General features: G+C 58.0%; 16 protein-coding genes. 5 read left to right on the top strand and 11 right to left on the bottom strand.

Annotation, left to right across the window (positions count from 1 at the left end; translation table 11 throughout):
• Both BLW66_RS04935 and BLW66_RS04940 read right to left on the bottom strand, forming a co-directional pair.
• Positions 1-95: GTP-binding protein (locus BLW66_RS04935; RefSeq protein ID WP_002583150.1), on the bottom strand; the 95-nt coding region annotated here is incomplete at its 3' end.
• An 87-nt stretch (positions 96-182) separates the two neighbouring features.
• Positions 183-842 (bottom strand): hypothetical protein, encoded by a 660-nt coding sequence (locus BLW66_RS04940; RefSeq protein WP_089945712.1) that lies wholly within the window; start codon positions 840-842, stop codon positions 183-185.
• Between the two features lie 106 nt (positions 843-948).
• Between BLW66_RS04940 and BLW66_RS04945 the strand changes: the two genes are divergently transcribed.
• Complete coding sequence (locus BLW66_RS04945; protein WP_089945714.1) at positions 949-2,307, top strand: cytochrome P450; 1,359 nt, start codon at positions 949-951, stop codon at positions 2,305-2,307.
• A 12-nt stretch (positions 2,308-2,319) separates the two neighbouring features.
• On the opposite strand, the gene BLW66_RS04950 is transcribed toward BLW66_RS04945, so the two are convergent.
• The 8 genes from BLW66_RS04950 to BLW66_RS04985 form a co-directional block, all read right to left on the bottom strand.
• On the bottom strand, positions 2,320-4,251 hold the full coding sequence (locus BLW66_RS04950; protein WP_089945716.1) for a beta-galactosidase: 1,932 nt from the start codon (positions 4,249-4,251) through the stop codon (positions 2,320-2,322).
• On the bottom strand, positions 4,251-4,853 hold the full coding sequence (locus tag BLW66_RS04955) for a 2-dehydro-3-deoxy-6-phosphogalactonate aldolase (RefSeq protein ID WP_089945718.1): 603 nt from the start codon (positions 4,851-4,853) through the stop codon (positions 4,251-4,253). Before BLW66_RS04955 ends, BLW66_RS04950 begins: the two co-directional genes overlap by 1 nt.
• On the bottom strand, positions 4,850-5,761 hold the full coding sequence (locus BLW66_RS04960) for a 2-dehydro-3-deoxygalactonokinase (RefSeq protein ID WP_089945721.1): 912 nt from the start codon (positions 5,759-5,761) through the stop codon (positions 4,850-4,852). Before BLW66_RS04960 ends, BLW66_RS04955 begins: the two co-directional genes overlap by 4 nt.
• A complete protein-coding gene (locus tag BLW66_RS04965; RefSeq protein ID WP_089945723.1) occupies positions 5,761-6,531 on the bottom strand; it encodes an SDR family NAD(P)-dependent oxidoreductase in 771 nt (256 codons plus the stop codon). The genes BLW66_RS04960 and BLW66_RS04965 overlap by 1 nt, the downstream gene beginning before the upstream one ends.
• Entirely contained in the window at positions 6,528-8,612 is a 2,085-nt protein-coding gene (locus tag BLW66_RS04970; protein WP_089945724.1) for an alpha-galactosidase, read from the bottom strand. Before BLW66_RS04970 ends, BLW66_RS04965 begins: the two co-directional genes overlap by 4 nt.
• Positions 8,609-9,457, bottom strand: coding sequence for a carbohydrate ABC transporter permease (locus tag BLW66_RS04975; protein WP_089945726.1), 849 nt, complete (start codon positions 9,455-9,457; stop codon positions 8,609-8,611). Before BLW66_RS04975 ends, BLW66_RS04970 begins: the two co-directional genes overlap by 4 nt.
• 1 nt (position 9,458) lies before the next feature.
• Positions 9,459-10,382, bottom strand: coding sequence for a carbohydrate ABC transporter permease (locus tag BLW66_RS04980; protein WP_089945728.1), 924 nt, complete (start codon positions 10,380-10,382; stop codon positions 9,459-9,461).
• Between the two features lie 109 nt (positions 10,383-10,491).
• A complete protein-coding gene (locus BLW66_RS04985) occupies positions 10,492-11,760 on the bottom strand; it encodes an ABC transporter substrate-binding protein (protein WP_089945730.1) in 1,269 nt (422 codons plus the stop codon).
• Positions 11,761-11,890: 130 nt separating this feature from the next.
• Here BLW66_RS04985 and BLW66_RS04990 point away from each other — a divergent pair, with 130 nt between their 5' ends.
• A complete protein-coding gene (locus BLW66_RS04990) occupies positions 11,891-12,700 on the top strand; it encodes an IclR family transcriptional regulator (protein WP_089945732.1) in 810 nt (269 codons plus the stop codon).
• A 3-nt stretch (positions 12,701-12,703) separates the two neighbouring features.
• Positions 12,704-13,762 (top strand): ABC transporter ATP-binding protein, encoded by a 1,059-nt coding sequence (locus BLW66_RS04995; protein WP_089945734.1) that lies wholly within the window; start codon positions 12,704-12,706, stop codon positions 13,760-13,762.
• A gap of 47 nt (positions 13,763-13,809) precedes the next feature.
• Here the strand turns inward: BLW66_RS04995 and BLW66_RS05000 are convergent, their stop codons facing one another.
• Positions 13,810-16,152, bottom strand: a complete 2,343-nt coding sequence (locus BLW66_RS05000; protein WP_089946683.1) for a DNA topoisomerase IV subunit A — start codon at positions 16,150-16,152, stop codon at positions 13,810-13,812.
• Between the two features lie 136 nt (positions 16,153-16,288).
• Between BLW66_RS05000 and BLW66_RS05005 the strand changes: the two genes are divergently transcribed.
• Both BLW66_RS05005 and BLW66_RS05010 read left to right on the top strand, forming a co-directional pair.
• Positions 16,289-16,813, top strand: a complete 525-nt coding sequence (locus BLW66_RS05005; protein ID WP_089945736.1) for an SH3 domain-containing protein — start codon at positions 16,289-16,291, stop codon at positions 16,811-16,813.
• Between the two features lie 32 nt (positions 16,814-16,845).
• Complete coding sequence (locus BLW66_RS05010) at positions 16,846-17,676, top strand: SDR family NAD(P)-dependent oxidoreductase (protein ID WP_089945738.1); 831 nt, start codon at positions 16,846-16,848, stop codon at positions 17,674-17,676.
• Positions 17,677-17,690 lie beyond the last annotated feature (14 nt).

The following is a 17,690-nucleotide window of genomic DNA, read 5'->3' on the forward strand; positions in this document are numbered from 1 at the left end:
ATTGCTGCTGTCAGCGTGGTTTTACCGTGGTCAACGTGGCCGATTGTGCCGATGTTAACGTGCGGTTTAGAGCGTTCAAACTTTTCCTTAGCCATATCGGTAGGCGCCTTAAAATTAGGGGGTACAAAAGACCCGGTTCACTTCGCGCGCTACCTATGCAGGATCGACGGAAAAATCAAGCGTCAGTTAACCGCAGGTTTCGCAGGTGTAGCCGTTGTCGCACTGCTGCCCGCAGCCGCGTCCGCTTTGGCCTGCGCGGCCAACGCGGCAAGGTCGTCTTTGGCGGAGGCATCTTTCGCGTCTGCGTCCACATCCAGCCCAAACAAATCACCGTTTGCAACAAGCCAGCGCTCCACTGCTTTGGCGAATTGTGCACCCAGATTCTCCATCTGCTGTTCTTTGGTGTTGAAAAAGCCCGACCCTACGAATGTTTCGCCATCCAGTTGTTCCAGCACCAATATCTGCTTGGAGCGGTCTTTCAGAATTGTCTTGGTCTCACTGTCCCAAATATGCACGGTCATGCTCAATGCGGATCGAGGCGCGAGGGCCAAACGCCCCCCTTTCGTCGCAAGGATGTATCCGTCGAGGCTGTAGCTGATATGATAAAGCTTCTCGCCATCGTAGCGGCGGAACCGCTTGTCTATCGCCGCCTCAAGAACCTGCTCCCATTCCTCGGCCGTGGCCGCCCGCGTGACGCCCATCTTTTTGGCCTGATCCGTGACAGCCACATTGAGATCGAGTTTGAAGTCACCCAGCGGGACCTGCTCATCGGTGTCGGGGTTTGGCACGGCGCAGGCCGACAAAAAAGTGGCCGCAAACAAAGCGGTGAGAATGGCGCGCATGGATAGGTCCCCCCAACAGGTTTAGCCAAATGGATAGCCGAGCCGCACGCAGGGTGCAATCATACGCCGCGTTGCCGTGACGCAAAGGCCACTTATATTAGGACAGATGACGCACCAAAAACCCGAATACCCGCCACGCGCCCAGCTCGTTACCGAGAAATGGGGGATATTGCAGTCCCTGCGCGCCGCCCAACGAAACCTGTTGGAGATCATACCGGAGATCGCCCTGCACCAGCCTATAGTCACAGGAAAGATGGGCAAGCCATGGCATATGGTGATGGATCCGGACGCCATCCGACACATCCTGCGCGACCGGCTTGACGACTATCCGAAGTCCGACGTCACCAAGAACATTCTGCGCCCCGCCATTGGCGACAGCATGTTTGTCGCCGAGGGCGCGCATTGGCGGTGGCAACGACGCGCGGCCGCGCCCGTTTTCTCCCACCGCAATGTCGCCAACCTTGCGCCGATCATGAGCGCCGCTGCCGACAGATCATGCGCACGGATCGGCGCACATGGGGGGCGGGCAGCAGATATGTATTCCGAGATGGTCACAGCCACCTTTGAAGTCATCTCGGATGTAACGTTCTCCGGCGACGAAGGGTTCGACCGCTCCGCCATCCACCGTGCCATTGACGGTTACATCGACAGCACCGCGCGGGTCTCCCTATTCGATGTTCTGGGATTGCCCACATGGATACCAAGGCCTGGCCGGATGCTCTCATCTGGCAGCATGAAGACAATGAAATCCATGGCGGATGATGTGATCAGAAGTCGTGCCAGCAAGGGCGAGGACGAACTACCCGACCTTCTGGATTTGCTGCTGGCAGGGGAAGACCCCGAAACCAAAAGGTCCATGAACCCATCCGAGCTACGCGACAACCTGCTGACGTTTATCGTTGCAGGCCATGAGACCACAGCCCTGACGTTAGGGTGGGCATTGTATCTGTGCGCCTTTGACGAGGCGGCGCAGGATCGCGCCCGCGAAGAGGCGCAATCGGTATTAGCTGGACGCACGGCCACCGAGTCCGATATAGCCAACCTGCCCTATATTCGGCAGATCATAGATGAGACCTTGCGGCTTTATCCGCCTGCCGCGTTCTTATCACGCACAGCGCAAAAGTCGGACGAGCTTTGCGGGCGGCCCATCGCAACTGGCGACACAGTAATGCTGCCTGTGTATGCCCTCCATCGCTCCCGATTGCTGTGGGACGACCCCGATGCTTTCGATCCGGACCGCTTTGCCAAAGACCGTAAGGTTGACAGGTTCGCTTACTTGCCGTTCGGCGACGGGCCTCGCATCTGCATTGGGATGAGCTTTGCGGTGCAAGAGGCCGTGATCATTCTGGCCACGATCCTGTCACGGTTCAAGTTCACACGGGTTCAGGGTAAAGACCCTGATCCTGTCTTGATCCTGACGCTCCGGCCAGAAGGCGGAGTATGGTTGAACGTCGAGAAGGCGTGACACACTCGCCTGTCATTCAAGGTCCGTCGAACTCTGCCGGTGCACCCCAGCCGCGTCCAGCGTCCGCCCATCCACCACCACCGGCTCTGCGTTGTAATTGAACCAGAACCGCTCCTCGGCGCAGTCGCGGACACGAACGCCGTCGGGCAAATCCATCGTCGCAATACCCGCCGCCGCACATTTGCGCTTGATGAGTCTCCGCAGCGCGTTTTGGTCCAGCCACGCTCCCACGTAACTCAACCGGTCACTCCCCATGATAACGGGCGCTCCATCGACGCTACGCTCTTCGACATCGGCCGCGCCGTGCAAGGCCTCGCGGTAGATATGCAAGCACCCGCCGCCCTGAAGCCCAACGGGCATATCCGGTCGCAGGCTTTCGACATGGGTCACAGTAACATCAAGCCCCGGCATCGCGGGTGGCAGCGGGACAGGCATGGACATATCGACGTCACGCGCACCGCTTCTGGGCCCGAAGACAACTTGCGCCGCGCAGGATGACAGCGCGGCCTTCATAGCGTCCGGCATGTGCATCAAGCCCGGGGCCACGACCAGCTTGTAGCCCGTCAAATCAGGCTTTCCGGCTGGGACAATATCCAACGACAACCCAAGGCTACGCAGCGCTTTGTACCACTCAAAAACCAGCCCGAAGTAAGTCAGCCCTTGCCCGTGCGGTTGAACCGTCCAAGCGAAGTCCGCATCATAGTCGAACACGATGGCCACATCAGCGCGGCCTTGCGCAACATCGGGCGCGCTGGCAAGTTCCTCTGCCACTTGCCGCGCCTCTTGCAAGCCCGGGGCATCAACGCTGTCGGGTCGCAAAAGACCCGCGTGCATCTGTTCTTGCGCGAAAGGTGCCTGCCGCCACCGAAAGAAGCACACCGCCTCCGCGCCGTGGGCGAAGGCCTCCCAACTCCAGAGACGAACCATGCCTGGCCATGGCGCGGGGTTATAGGGGGCCCAATTCACGGGGCCGGGCTGCTGCTCCATGACCCACCACCGCCCGCGCCCGACGGCGCGGTACAAATCGTGGTGCATGGCCTGAAAGTCCGGATCCCCTTGCTGCGCGTAACGGCGTTGCCAGTCATCTTTTGCCCCGACGCGGTCCTCTAGAAAGCCCAACGGGTAGCTGTCCCATGATGCGATATCCAAATCTGCTCCGACGGCGAAATGGTCGAAGTCCGTGATCCGCCCCATGTAGTTGTGCGTGATCGGCGCATCCGTATGCGCCCGCAGGATATCCACCTGAAGCCTGTTAAACGCGACCACTTGATCAGAACTAAAGCGTCGGAACGCCAGACTGTGCGCGGGGTTCGGTTCTGTCACCGTCAGGTTTGGCAGATCGATCTGCCCGAAGTCATCATACTCCATCGACCAAAACTTGTTGCCCCAAGCACGGTTGAGCGCGTCAATGTCGCCAGAGTTACCGTTCCCTAAGTATCGGCCACGAAGCCATGATTGAAAAGCTTTGCGTGCCGCGTCGCTGTACGAAATCGTCGTGTCGTGACACCCGTACTCGTTATCTGTCTGCCATGCGCCCACATGCGGATTGTCACCGTAACGCTTCGCCATCGCGGTAACGATCCGCGCACACTCCGATTTGTACCCCTCATGGCTGAAGCAGTAGTGCCTGCGCGAGCCAAACTTGCGCGGGCGGCCCTCCACATCGACGGCCAGCATGTCAGGGTAACGGTCAATCATCCAGCGAGGGGGCGTGGCCGTCGGTGTACCCAACACGACCTTCAATCCAGCAGCACCCAAAACCGCAATGGCGTCATCCAGCCATTCAAAATGATAGTCGCCCCGCGCAGGCTCCAGCTGGCTCCACGAAAACTCCCCGATGCGGACCCACGTCAGGCCAAGCTCCGCCATGCGGCGGGCGTCGTCTTCCCAAATCTCACGCGGCCAGTGCTCTGGGTAGTAGCACGTCCCAAGGGTTCTTTTCATTACGCCAACTCGTCGTAGGCCGCGACGATCTCCGCCGCGCGCGCCTTGACATCGGCGACCGAAAATCCGGGTTTGTAAATGCCCGTACCAATGCCAAACCCAGCCGCCCCAGCCGCGATCCATTCGGCAAAGTTGGCTGGGCCAACCCCGCCCACAGCATACATTTCTGTCTTAGGAGGCAGGACTGCCGATATGGCTTTCAACCCGTCGGTCCCCATCAGGAATGAGGGAAAAATCTTTAACCCGTCAGCCCCTGCCCGCAGCGCGGCGAAGCACTCGGTCGGGGTCAGAACGCCCGGGTAGGACGCCATGCCCGCAGCTTTGGACGCCGCAATTACGTCTGTATTCGCGTCCGGAGACACGATCATCTTGCCGCCCGCTGTTGCCACATCCGCCACGTCTTGAGCACTTAACACGGTGCCCGCGCCAATTAGGGCATCTTGTCCGAAGGCATCCGCCATTCGCTGAATACTAACCAACGGATCGGGCGAATTCAGCGGCACCTCAATCCGGTCAATCCCTGCATCAATCAGCGCGGCGCATACGCCCACAGCTTCATCTGGCTGAACACCCCGCAATATGGCGATGACTTTACGGCTCATAGAGATGTCTCCTTCAATGTTTCAAACGCCGACTTCAGCCCGCTCAGCGTAGTGGCTTCTACGTTGGCGCAGGCCGCATCAACGCCTTGCTCTTGCAGCGCCGAGCGATACAAATCAGATAATCCACCGTCGCCAATGATGGCCACGTTCTGGCCCAGCCAGTAAGGCCGTGCACCAGCCAACTCGGCACCGATCAACAACCCCGACAACCTCGAACGCGCGGCAACCGGTGACATGTCAGCCACCAATGCGCCCGCACGCAAACCAAACAACGCCGCCGTCACGGATTGAGGCCGCGACATCGCGTCGGTCAACGCGTCTTTAAACACGCCTGAATCGAAGCCTTCCGCGGACACGCTGTGGCGCAATACGGATTGCTGCGACAGCAGCGCAAACACCTCACCAGTCATGAAGGTCTGAAAGCTAACGACCTCCCCGAGGCTGATGTGCACCCACTTCGTGTGCGTACCCGGCATGCAGAGCACGCCGTCAAAGTCCGGATTGTCCGCCAGATATCCGGAGATCTGAGTTTCCTCACCACGCATAACATCTGGCGGCGTCATCTGCTTTATTCCCGGTAGGATATGGACAGAAATGCGTGGGTCAGTCGCCACGACGTGAAAAGCGTTCTGACCGTCAGCAGGCGCACACGGCGTGCTTAAGTACGCCGCTTCGGCCCAACCCTGACGGGAGCCCACCATGCCACAGCACAGCACCGGCAAGGTTTTCCCTGTTTTCAAATATGGCTCAATCAGCGCGAGTAATGCGCCCTCGAACGCATCACGGGTGAGCACCCCCATACCCTGATCTGATGTATGGCTGGCGATTGCATTACCAGCCGCGTCAATTGCCCAGACGCGCAGGTTTGACGTCCCCCAATCAACCGCAATCCACGCAGCATGTTCCATCACCCAGTCACCACCACGCCGCCGTCAATAACAAGCGCTTGCCCGGTCATCATCCGGCTGGTGTTCGACGCCAAGAACAATACCGCATCCACCATGTCTTGTGGGGCCAGCGTATCCTTCAGGCATTGACGGGCCATATGCGCCTCCAAGCCTTCAGGCGTCACCCAGAGTTCCTTTTGCTTATCGGTCAACACCCAACCCGGTGCCAATGCGTTCACACGAATTCTGTCCGGCCCGAATTCGCGCGCAAGACTGCGCGTCATACCGTTGATGCCGGAGTTGGCTGTCGTGTAGGCAACGTAGCCTGCGTTGCCCATCATATAGCTGGTCGACGAGAAGTTGATGATAGAGCCACCGCCAGCCGCGCGCATCCCCTCAATAACCGCCTGACAGGTAAAGAAGTACGCCTTCAGGTTAATCGCCATCGACCAATCCCAGTAGTCCTCATCGACATCCAAGGACGCGTGGCGTTGGTCATTCGCTGCATTGTTGACCAGCACGGTGATCGGTCCATGCGCTTCGCTGGCCTCTGCAATGCAACTTTTCAGGCGATCAGTATCAGTGATGTCACATTGCAAAAACATAGGACGCACGCCGTGCTTCGCCTCCATCTCATCCGCAAATTCGGTCGCATCGGAGCGCTGCACAAAAGCGACTTTTGCGCCCTGTGCCATCAGCCCATCCGTCAGAGACGCACCAATACCCGAGCCACCACCGGTCACAAAAACCGAAGCGCCTTTAAGGTCGTGAAATGTCGCCGTCTGAGTCATATCCGTGTTCCTTCGATAACCCACATTGTTTCGGGAAAGGACCATGGCAGGGTCAGGCCATGGCTCATCAGGTAAGTACCGCTTAGTTCCAACGGGGTCGTTTTGATCGCCTGATCCCCGCGCGACAACGCAGTTGCATCATCACGGTTCACCAGTTCTATGCGGTACTTGGCATTGGGCGTAAGACGGGTCAGACGCAAGGGGCGCGGTGATATCTGGCGGCTCGTATCTGCCTTGCCTGCAAACACGATAAACTTGCCGCCGCCTTCAGCCAGTTGTTGCTCTGCGATCATCGCGGGGTCGGCGCTATCGAGCCGCAGAATGTCGGCCCGCAGCATCCAATCTCTGTTGGATTTCCACCACGCGGTCACATCTGTCAGAACTTCGGCCTCGACCTCGGTTAGCTCGCGCGGGTCCATCTCGAAGCCCATGTGTCGCTGCGCCGCGACCCACGCGCGAAAGCGGATATCCAAGACCCGTCCAGAGGTGTGACACGTGCGTGGACCCACGTGGCTGCCTGTGACGGCCATTGGTAGAAAAATTGCCGCGTTGTGCTGCATCCGGAGGCGCTCAAGCGCGTCGTTGCTGTCGGACAACCAAACGCGGTGGGTGCGCTTTAGAATGCCAAAGTCAATGCGTCCGCCACCGGACGCGCAGCTTTCGATCTCGACCTGCGGGAACGCCTCCTGCAAGCGGTCGATCAACTGGTAGGAGCCGCGTGTCTGTGCCGCATCAGGCATAGGCAGAACGCGGTTGTGGTCCCACTTGATGTAGTCGATCGCGTTGTCACGGAGGACTTTGCTGATCCGGTCAAACAGGAACGCCTGCACTTCAGGCAACGCCATATTCAGCGCTTTCTGGTTGCGGCCCAAGGTCTGATCCTCTGCGCCCAGTGCCCAGTCGGGGTGCGCTCGGTGAATGTCGCTGTCAGGGTTGATCATCTCCGGCTCAAACCAGATGCCGAATGTCATTCCAAGCCCGTGCACATGGTCGATTAGCGGCGTCAAGCCGTCGGGGTATTTACGTGGATCGACCTCCCAATCGCTCAGGGCGCGGGTATCATCATCACGACCGCCGAACCAACCGTCGTCCAAGACAAACCGCTCCGCACCCAGCTTGGCCGCACGGGTCGCGATGTCTTTCAACTCTGGCAGGTTATGGTCGAAATAAACGGCCTCCCAACAATTGAAATGGACTGGCCGCGTGCGATTGGGGTCGGGAAACTGCACTATCTCGTCACGCGTATGACGTTGAAATGCAACCGCGCAGCCGTTGATACCGTCGTCGGAGAACACAGCATAAAGCGGTGCTGTCTCGAAGCGGGTTTGCGGGGCGCTTTCCACCCGCGCGGCATGGCCGAACTGGATTTGCCTACGACCGTCCGGCAACTCCTCCGCCACCATCCGGTGACCACCCGACCAGCCGTAATGGAATGCATAGGCGTGCCCTTGTACATTCGTTGCGCCGCGGCAGGGCACGATCAGGCCGGGGAAATGCTCATGGCCGGTGCGCCCCGTGCGGTTCTCGCGGTACCGTATGCCAGCAGACCACGGTGTGCGGTTCAACTGAAACTCGCCACACCAGCGCCCCGCAACATCTATCATCTCATCCGATAGCTGGGGGGCGGGAAACACTGGCGCACTGAGCCAATGGAGGTGGACAGGATCCACAGCCTCCAATGTCGCGCGCGCCTCTATGATGTGGGTACGTCGGTTGATCGCAAACTGCGCGGTGTACGTTAGCGCGTTCACCTCATCAGTATACGTAAGCGTTAAGCTATCAGGCCCGCTGTCCGCTTTGGCAAAACAAAACTTCGGCAAAAGCGGCGTGCCGTCTTTCGCCCGCAAGATCAGCCCCGGTTGCCCGGGGAAGGTGCGCGTCGCCTCTGGGCACAGCGACAGCTCCGGATTGGCATCCAGCATGCCACCTGTGACGTCGATAGCGTAGGCATGGTAGAGGGTGGTGAGGTCTTCGTCCTCCGCCAGATGCGGCCCCCAATAGACCACCTCTGCGAGGCGATCATTATAGGAAGCGAGCACCAGCGATTGGCGGTCATCATCCAGTCGCCAGCATTGGATCATTTAACAGCTCCGAGAGTGAGGCCCGCGATGAAGTGCTTTTGCATCAAGAAAAACATCGCGACTGGTGGGAGTGCGGCGACAATCGCGCCTGCGCTCATCAAATGATAGGCGGCGCGGTATTGCGCGTTGAACGAGGTGATGCCCGCCGTCACGGGCTGCGATTCAGCGCCCTGCGTCAATACGACTGCCCAAAAGTAATCGTTCCAGATGAACGTAAAGATCAGCACCGCTAGCGCCGCGATTGCAGGCTTCATCAACGGCAGCACGACGTAAACGAAAATCTTCCATTCGGCGACACCCTCCACCCGCGCGGCTTCGATCAACGCAAACGGTAGCCCCTTGATGAAGTTGCGCATGAAGAGCGTGCAGAACCCTGTTTGAAACGCGATGTGAAACAGCACAAGTCCGGTCTTGGTGTTGTAAAGCCCAAGGTCCAGCGTCAGATCCCGCACGGGCACCATCAGGATTTGGAACGGCACAAAGTTACCCGCCACAAACATGAAAAACAGCCAAAGGTTAGCTTTGAATTTGTAGATCCCCAACGCAAAGCCCGCCATGCAGGACAACGCAACCGCACCTATGGCGGTCGGGACTGTGATAAGGATCGAGTTCAGCAAATACCGTGGCATGTCGGACTCGAAGAACACTTTTCCGTAGTTCTCCCAGCCGCCAAATTGCGACGGCAGCGTCCAGTAATCCCCGCTGGAAAAATCTGCCGCTGGCTTGACCGAGAAAAGAGCAACCGCGATCAGCGGCAGCAACCACAAGATCAGCGCGACGGGCAGCAGTGACTGATACCCCAGCTGAATGGAGCGCGAAGACTTCTCAATCGGTTTCGGAAACATCTCAGCGCCCTTTCTGGTCTTTGTACATCGAGTAGAGGAAATACGTGATGAAGCAGAGCATAATCAGGAACAAGACAACCGCGATTGCTGCGCCGTAGCCCATGCGGAAGCCGTACTCAGAGAGCGCCACCTCGAACATGTAAAAACTCAAGACTCGGCTTTCCCCGAATGGGCCACCGTTGGTCATGATCGAGATCAAGTCAAACGAGCGAAGCGCCCCCACGATGGTTACAACGAAAGCAATAAAAGTGGCAGGCTTCAATTGTGGAACGATGACGTACCACAGCATTTTCCAGCCCTTCGCGCCGTCCAGCCGCGCCGCCTCCACTTGCTCCGGATCGACTGCGTTCAGTCCTGTCAAATACAGGATCATGCAATACGCCGTCTGCGGCCATAGGCCTGCGGCGATGATGCCGTAAGTCACATATGCCGGATCACCCAGCACGTTCACCGGCCCAAGCCCAACAAGGCCCAGCGCCGAGTTCAGCAACCCAAAACTGGGATCGTAGAACCACGTGAAAACCAGCCCAACCACCACCTGACTGATCACGAACGGGAAGAAAAATAGCGATTTATAGATGCGGATACCGGTGACCGTCTGATTAAGGAACAGCGCTATAAACAGCCCTGCTGGTATCGCCAGCAGATACAGCAGCAACCAAATCAGGTTGTTGCGCAGCGACGTATAAAACGCCGGATCGTCCCACAGCTCCCTGTAGTTGCTTAGGCCTACGTATTCCTTTTCACCCAGCCCGTCCCATTGGAAGGCGGATAGCTGGAAGCTCTGTATGATCGGAAAGACGACGTACAAAAGAAAGAACAGGATTGCGGGGATCAAAAATAGCCAAGGCGTTAGGCTAATCTCATTCCGCTTATACCAAGAACGCGGTCTCTGCGGCGGCGGGGGGACTGCGGTAGATGTCATGGGAACCTCGGCTCACTGTACCGCCAAATCGCGAAGCGCGATTCAAACAGTTTGGGCGTCGAATGTCGGAACGGGGCGGGCTCGAATGCCCGCCCCGAAGGGTCAGTGCTTATTTGTAGATACGGCCGCGTGCTTTCTCCAGACGCGCAAGGATCGCCTCCAGATTGTCTGGGCGCACCATGAACTCCTGCAGGCCTTCCATGGCAACTTTTGCCATCTCGGCAGGGAAGTCGCGATCGAAGAACTGCGCAACACCACCCGGCGAGTTCGAGGAGAGCATTGTGAAGCCCTCATTCAGGAACTTATCATCGTCGACAGTCGACTTAGCGTTAACCGGCAGCTGCCCCAGTGCGTCACCCGCGTTGATGGTGGTTTGCACCTCAGGCGACACCATAAAGCGCAAGAACGCCTTGGCATTGTCCTTGTTGCTGGCTCCGGACGGGATGTGGAACGTGTCGGTCGGCGCGTCTTCCGCCAATGCAACGTCTGGGTTGATCACAGGGAACTGATAGAAGTCTAGCTGGTCATCTGTCAGGCCTGCCTCGCGCAACGGCGCAACTGCGAAGTTCCCGATCAGGTAAGACGCGGCTTCGCCTTGAACCATGAAGGGCAGCGCTTCTTGCCAGCTGTAGGACTGGTGGTTCTCGAGGAAGCCCCCCATGTCGATCAGTTCGCGCCAGTTCGCGAAGGTCTTTTGAACGCGCTCATCTTCCCAGCTTACGTTGCCGTTGGCGAGATCCATGTGGAAGTCAAAGCCGTTGGTACGAAGGTTCAGGTAGTCAAACCAGCCACCAGCAGTCCAAAGAAACTTGGAGCCAATCGCGTAGCATGCGCGCCCCGACTCGACGATCTTTGCGCAGTTGGCTTTTTCTTCTTCCCAGTTGGTAGGCTCTGTCAGGCCCAACTCCTCAAAGATATCTTTACGGTAGTAGATGCCCCACTGGTAATATGTGTATGGAACGCCCCATTGCTTCCCGTCGATGGTCATTGCGCCTTTGGTCGAAGCAAGGTTCTCGGCGATCTCGGGCTCGGCCCATAGGTCAGACACGTCCTCGAACAGGCCAGCCTCCACATATGGCTTCATCCGGTTCGCGGCATACCAGTTCGCAACATCCGGCGAGTTCGCCGTCAGGAAGTTACGGATCTGTGTTTTGTAGGCCTCGCGGTCAATGATCGTCGTCTCAATGTTGAGATCGGGGTGCATCTCGCCAAACTTGGCAATTGCGCCCTCCATTGTCGCGCGCGGCGCCGGATTTGACGTATCGAGAAAAATCTTCAGATCGCCGGTCAGCTGTTCAGCCGACGCGCTGAACGCGCCGCCCGATAGCACTGCCGCCGTGGATAGCGCAGCAATTGACGCCTTATAAGTGAAACGCATGGTGTCCTCCCTGAGTGTTTCAAATAGTGGAATCTTAGTTTATATATTGAAAACTGATCACGAATCGCCCTAACCTGTCAATAGGAGGCTCGACGGATCACACCTGTTGAGATTGGGAGGAACCAGCCAGATGCAAAGCTCGCAAACCGCTAGCGGCACTGTGAAGAAAGCGCTGCTTGTGCTTGATCAAGTCGCGTCGTTTGAGCGGCCTGTGCGCTTTCACGAGTTGTTGGATGGAAGCCCCTACCCGAAGGGCACGCTCTACCGGATGCTGCAAACCCTGCGCTCTGAGGGCATGTTATCCTACGACGAAATGATGCAGACTTATTCGCTAGGCATCCGGCTCGTCCGCCTCGCGCATACGGCGTGGACACAATCGTCACTTGCACCCGTCGCGCGGCCTATTCTTGACGCGCTAAGCAAATCACTTGGTGAGACGATCCACCTCGCACAGCTCGACAATGCGCAGGTTTTGTACGTCGACAAGCGCAACGCGAAAAGCGCTATCGAGATGTTTTCCCAAGCCGGAAAAGTAGGGCCCGCGTATTGCACTGGGGTTGGCAAGGCGATGCTTGCGTTCCTACCCGAGAACGAGTTGAGCCGAGCACTGGAATTGCAATCTTACCACCGTTTCACACCCCACACCTTAGGGACCGAGCAAGAGCTAAGCGCAGAGCTGGAAAACATCCGCAGCCGCGGCTACGCCTTCGACCGTGAAGAGCATGAGCCGGGCATCATATGCATCGCCATGCCAATACTGACGCAGGCCAAGCAGGTCATCGGTGCAATTTCTGTCACCAGCACAACCTCGCGCACGTCACTTGATCAATTGGAAACGCTGGCCCCCAAAATGCAGGACGCTGCCTCCGACATCGCCCGAACGGCAGAGCACTGGCGCTTCCCCGTCGAGCAGAAAACCAAAGAACCATTGGAGAACTGAAACATGTCAGGTGTAACGCTGCAAAACGTAATCAAACGCTATGGCGACGTTCAGGTGATCCACGGGATCGACCTCGATATCAAGGACGGCGAATTTTGCGTTTTCGTAGGGCCGTCAGGATGCGGGAAGTCGACACTGCTGCGGATGGTGGCCGGCCTAGAAGAGACAACACAGGGCGCGATCCACATTGGCGAGCGCGACGTCACCAGCATGGATCCGGCGGAGCGCGGGGTCGCAATGGTCTTCCAAACCTATGCGCTGTACCCGCACATGACTGTTCGCGACAACATGGGCTTTGGCCTGAAAATGAATGGCCACCCGAAGGCCGAGATTGCCTCCAAAGTGGCCGAGGCCACGCGCATTTTGAAACTGGAAGACTACCTCGACCGCAAGCCCTCCGCCCTGTCGGGCGGGCAACGCCAGCGCGTCTCTATTGGACGTGCGATTGTTCGCGGGCCGGAAGTCTTCTTGTTCGATGAACCCCTGTCAAACCTTGACGCGGAGCTACGTGTAGAGATGCGCGTAGAGATTGCGCGCCTCCACAAGGAAATTGGCGCCACGATGATCTACGTGACGCACGATCAGGTGGAGGCGATGACACTTGCGGACAAGATCGTAGTTCTACGCGCAGGCAACATCGAACAGGTCGGCGCACCGCTTGATCTGTACCGGAACCCGAACAATAAGTTCGTTGCGGGCTTCATCGGGTCACCAGCGATGAACTTCCTTGACGGGACTGTTGACGCAAAGGGCGTCGTGCTGCCGTCGCTGAAGGAAACCGTTAGCTTGCCTCTGACCCTGCCAGCGATCGGCACGGAGGTCTCGTTCGGAATCAGGCCTGAGCACATCCAAATAAACCCTGACGGCGACACCCATACCATTGAGATGACCGAAGCCTTAGGCGGCGTATCCTTCGCGCATCTCGTGTCGGACAGCGGCGAGAAAATAATCGTGGAAGAACGCGGCGATGAGCGCTCCCGCGAGGGCGCGCGGGTCGGTGTTAAACTTCCCCTAGAGCGTGCGATGTTGTTCGACCGCGAAACCGAAGCGCGTATCAGATAGGCGGTACGGCCCTACACCTCGCGGGTAGGGCCGTACCGCCATATCGCCTAGCTAAACTTGTAGTTCTTGGGGAACCCGTAAGGTGGGCGCTTGCCGACACCTGCACGCTTGCCCAACCATTCAGACATGTCTGGCTCGTGACGCGTTTTGCCGCCGCCCATGCCCCATGTCAGGCCGTCTTCCCAGTTAAACGTCGTCAAATCCGAAAGGCCGCCATCAAGCTCGAGCGATCCTTGCTTGCCCCGCGCCATGTTATACTTCTGGAGCCGGACGCCTTTGCCGCGGCCCATCTCTGGCAATTCGGACGATGGGAACACAAGGAACTTCCCGTTCTCGCTGACGATAGCAACGTGGTCGCCAGTGGCCGGCTTACAGATAACCGCGCGGGCGTCATCCTTGACGTTCAGCGCCTGTTTGCCCGTGCGCGTCTGCGCCACGATATCATCCTCTGGCACAACGAAGCCGTTGCCCTCGGACGACGCAACCAACAGCTTGCGGCCTGGAACGTGGATAAACATGTCAACAATCTCGGCCTCGTTCGGCAGGTCGACCATCAAGCGCAACGGCTCGCCCATGCCGCGACCGCCCGGTAAGTTCGCGGCCAAAACGGTATAGAAGCGGCCGTTAGAACCGAAGATCAAAAGTTTGTCGGTGGTTTCCGCGTGGAACGCGAACCGCGCTTCATCGCCGTCTTTGAACTTCAGCTCGCGGGCAAGATCAATGTGGCCGGTCATCGCGCGGACCCAGCCCATTTTAGAACATACAATCGTCACCGGCTCGCGGTCGATCATGGCCTCCAATGGGACTTCCGCGATCTCGGTTGCCTCAGCGAAGATCGTGCGCCGCGCGCCACCTTCACTGTCTTTGCCAAACAGTTTGCGGACGTCGCGCAATTGCTCCGTGATTTTCTTCCACTGCAGGTCATCATTGTCGAGCAGGTCTTCAAGCTCCGCCCGCTCCAGCATCAGCGCGTCGCGTTCGCGCTTCAATTCCATCTCTTCCAAGCGCCGCAACGAGCGCAGGCGCATGTTCAAGATCGCGTCTGCTTGAACTTCGGTCAGGGACGTCTCGCCAGTACGCGGAGACGGACCAACGTAGTCCTTCTCGTCCATCGCGCGCGGATGCGTTTTGCTCCAATCCTCGAACATGAGGCCCGACTTCGGATCATCGTCATAGCGAATGATGTCGATCACGCGGTCGAGGTTCAGGAAGGCAAGGATGAAGCCTTCCAACACTTCCAAGCGGTGGTCAATCTTTTGCAGACGGTGCTGCGAGCGACGCTGCAAAACCTCCCGGCGATGGTCCAGAAATGCGCGCAGAACTTCCTTGAGCGAGCAAACCTTCGGCGTTCGCCCGTCGATCAGCACGTTCATGTTAAGCGAGAAACGAACCTCAAGATCGGAGCTGCGGAACATCATGCCCATCAGCACCTCTGGGTCGACGTTCTTTGACCGTGGCTCCAGAACGATGCGAATATCTTCCGCGCTTTCGTCGCGGATGTCCGCGAGGATCGGCACCTTCTTGGTCTGAATAACCTCTGCGATCTTCTCGATCAGCTTCGACTTTTGAACCTGATACGGGATCTCAGTGACAACGATCTGCCAGACCCCACGACCAAGATCCTCGACCTCCCACTTCGAACGCAGCCGGAAGGAGCCGCGACCAGTCCGGTAGGCTTCCAGAATGTTCTCGCGAGGCTCCACAATTGTGCCGCCAGTTGGGAAATCAGGGCCAGGTACGTGATCCAGCAGGGTTTCGTCGCGGGCATTCGGCGATTTGATCAGGTGGATGCACGCGTTGATCAATTCATCGATGTTATGTGGCGGGATGTTCGTGGCCATCCCCACCGCAATACCGCTCGATCCATTCGCCAAAAGGTTGGGGAACGTTGCAGGTAAGACTGACGGCTCTTCAAGTGTGCCGTCATAGTTGGCGCGGTAATCAACCGCATCCTCGTTCAGGCCTTCCAGCAGCGCCTCAGCGGCCGCTGTCATACGGGCTTCTGTATACCGCGCCGCTGCAGGGTTATCGCCGTCGATGTTCCCGAAGTTGCCTTGGCCATCCACCAGCGGATAGCGCACGTTGAATTCCTGCGCCAAACGCGCCATCGCATCATAAATCGCGGCGTCACCATGCGGGTGATAGTTGCCCATCACGTCGCCAGAAATCTTCGCTGACTTACGGAAACCACCGTTCGACGCCAGCTTCAATTCGCGCATCGCATATAGGATGCGACGGTGAACCGGCTTTAGTCCATCGCGCGCATCGGGCAGCGCACGGTGCATAATTGTTGACAGCGCATAGGTCAGATACCGTTCGCCGATTGCGCGGCGTAGCGGCTCCAACATCTCTGCGGGCTCAGTGCTTGGGGTGTCGGCGTTGTCTGACATAAAGGCTGTGTAGCGCCACAAAACGAGGGGGTAAAGCGGCGACATCTATCCGTCGGGGAGTAATTCTTTAGATTTCCCCGTGGCCAACTTGTGATACTATGTGACAAGAGCATCCATACACCTTGGGGGATATAAGATGTTTAAATGGGTCGTCGGTCTTTGCGCGCTAATGTACTTAACCTTGCTGACGGTTGGCGAACCAACTGCCAGCGAATTGGCGGCGCGGGAAGCGCGCGATGCGTTGCAAGTCAGTCGAACTATCTCCAAGCCCCTTGAAACGGCCGCCGTCCAGATTGCAGCAGCAAATGCGAAGCTCGATTTGGAAGCAAGCCCCGCCGTTATAACCGCAGTGAGCGAAGTTAAGGCTCCAGCGCTGGTATCTGCCTCCACATCGACAACCTCTCCGGCTGCAACGGTCGATGTCACGACCCAACCCATCGCAGCGACGCCGCGCGAAACCAACCCCATCCGCCGCGTCACGGGTAAACGGGTAAACCTGCGCGCTGGCCCGTCCACCACATCAAAAATCGTCGGCCGCGCCGTTCGCGATGACAGTGCCGAAGTGGTCGAGATGCTGCCCAGCGGCTGGGCAAAGGTCTACATCCTAGAGACTGGCACCGAGGCATATATTTCGGCCCAGTTTCTGTCCGACGCGGGCTAGTCGCGCCTTCGCGGTTGCGTTACCCATACCCCATGACACGTAAAACAATCCTCATCACCGGCTGCTCCACTGGCATTGGCTATGACGCGGCTCACGCTTTGCACAAACGCGGCTGGCGGGTCTTCGCGACCTGTAGATCACAAGCCGACTGCGACCGCTTAATAAGCGAGGGGCTGGAGAGCTTTCCGCTTGATCAAAGTGATACCGCGTCGATGACCGCAGCGGTCGAGGAAACGCTATCACGGACCGGCGGCACGTTGGACGCGTTATTCAACAATGCGGCGTTCGGGTTCCCTGCGGCTGTTGAAGATGTGCCCACCGATGCTTTGCGCTCCATCTTTGAGACCAATCTCTTTGGCTACCACGAACTGACCCGACAGGTTATCCCGATCATGCGCGCGCAGGGGCACGGCCGCATCCTGAACTGCTCCTCGGTGTTGGGGTTCGCCGCATTAAAAATGCGCGGGGCTTACAACAGCACCAAATTCGCCATGGAAGGGCTGACGGACACCCTACGCATCGAGATGCGAGGAACCGGAATTGACGTCGTCTTGATCCAGCCTGGCCCAATCACATCGAAGCTACGGCAAAACTCCATCCCCCACTTCGAGAAATGGATCAATTGGCAGGCCTCTGCACGCAAGCAGGAGTATGAGGACAAAGTCCTGAAACGCCTCTACGAGGATCGCGGCACAGATCGCTTTGAACTTCCGGCCTCCGCAGTAAGCGACAAGGTTTGGCAGGCGCTGACGGATGAAAGCCCGAAGGCCCGCTATAAGATCACCACGCCGACCTACTTGATGGCAGTGCTGAAACGCATTTTGCCAACGCGCATGACAGACTGGCTAATTGACCGCATGTAACTCCGCCTAGTTTT

Origin of the sequence: Litoreibacter albidus, from assembly GCF_900107015.1 — a bacterium.
Taxonomy (GTDB): domain Bacteria; phylum Pseudomonadota; class Alphaproteobacteria; order Rhodobacterales; family Rhodobacteraceae; genus Litoreibacter; species Litoreibacter albidus.

Excerpts from the sequence above, each read along its gene's own strand:
- BLW66_RS05005 (WP_089945736.1), top strand. The coding sequence starts at position 16,289 with ATGTTTAAATGGGTCGTCGGTCTTTGCGCGCTAATGTACTTAACCTTG.
- BLW66_RS04945 (WP_089945714.1), top strand. The coding sequence starts at position 949 with ATGACGCACCAAAAACCCGAATACCCGCCACGCGCCCAGCTCGTTACC.
- BLW66_RS04970 (WP_089945724.1), bottom strand. The coding sequence starts at position 8,612 with ATGATCCAATGCTGGCGACTGGATGATGACCGCCAATCGCTGGTGCTC.
- BLW66_RS04995 (WP_089945734.1), top strand. The coding sequence starts at position 12,704 with ATGTCAGGTGTAACGCTGCAAAACGTAATCAAACGCTATGGCGACGTT.
- BLW66_RS04985 (WP_089945730.1), bottom strand. The coding sequence starts at position 11,760 with ATGCGTTTCACTTATAAGGCGTCAATTGCTGCGCTATCCACGGCGGCA.
- BLW66_RS04980 (WP_089945728.1), bottom strand. The coding sequence starts at position 10,382 with ATGACATCTACCGCAGTCCCCCCGCCGCCGCAGAGACCGCGTTCTTGG.
- BLW66_RS04960 (WP_089945721.1), bottom strand. The coding sequence starts at position 5,761 with ATGGAACATGCTGCGTGGATTGCGGTTGATTGGGGGACGTCAAACCTG.
- BLW66_RS04975 (WP_089945726.1), bottom strand. The coding sequence starts at position 9,457 with ATGTTTCCGAAACCGATTGAGAAGTCTTCGCGCTCCATTCAGCTGGGG.
- BLW66_RS04950 (WP_089945716.1), bottom strand. The coding sequence starts at position 4,251 with ATGAAAAGAACCCTTGGGACGTGCTACTACCCAGAGCACTGGCCGCGT.
- BLW66_RS05000 (WP_089946683.1), bottom strand. The coding sequence starts at position 16,152 with ATGTCAGACAACGCCGACACCCCAAGCACTGAGCCCGCAGAGATGTTG.
- BLW66_RS04940 (WP_089945712.1), bottom strand. The coding sequence starts at position 842 with ATGCGCGCCATTCTCACCGCTTTGTTTGCGGCCACTTTTTTGTCGGCC.
- BLW66_RS04965 (WP_089945723.1), bottom strand. The coding sequence starts at position 6,531 with ATGACTCAGACGGCGACATTTCACGACCTTAAAGGCGCTTCGGTTTTT.
- BLW66_RS05010 (WP_089945738.1), top strand. The coding sequence starts at position 16,846 with ATGACACGTAAAACAATCCTCATCACCGGCTGCTCCACTGGCATTGGC.
- BLW66_RS04990 (WP_089945732.1), top strand. The coding sequence starts at position 11,891 with ATGCAAAGCTCGCAAACCGCTAGCGGCACTGTGAAGAAAGCGCTGCTT.
- BLW66_RS04955 (WP_089945718.1), bottom strand. The coding sequence starts at position 4,853 with ATGAGCCGTAAAGTCATCGCCATATTGCGGGGTGTTCAGCCAGATGAA.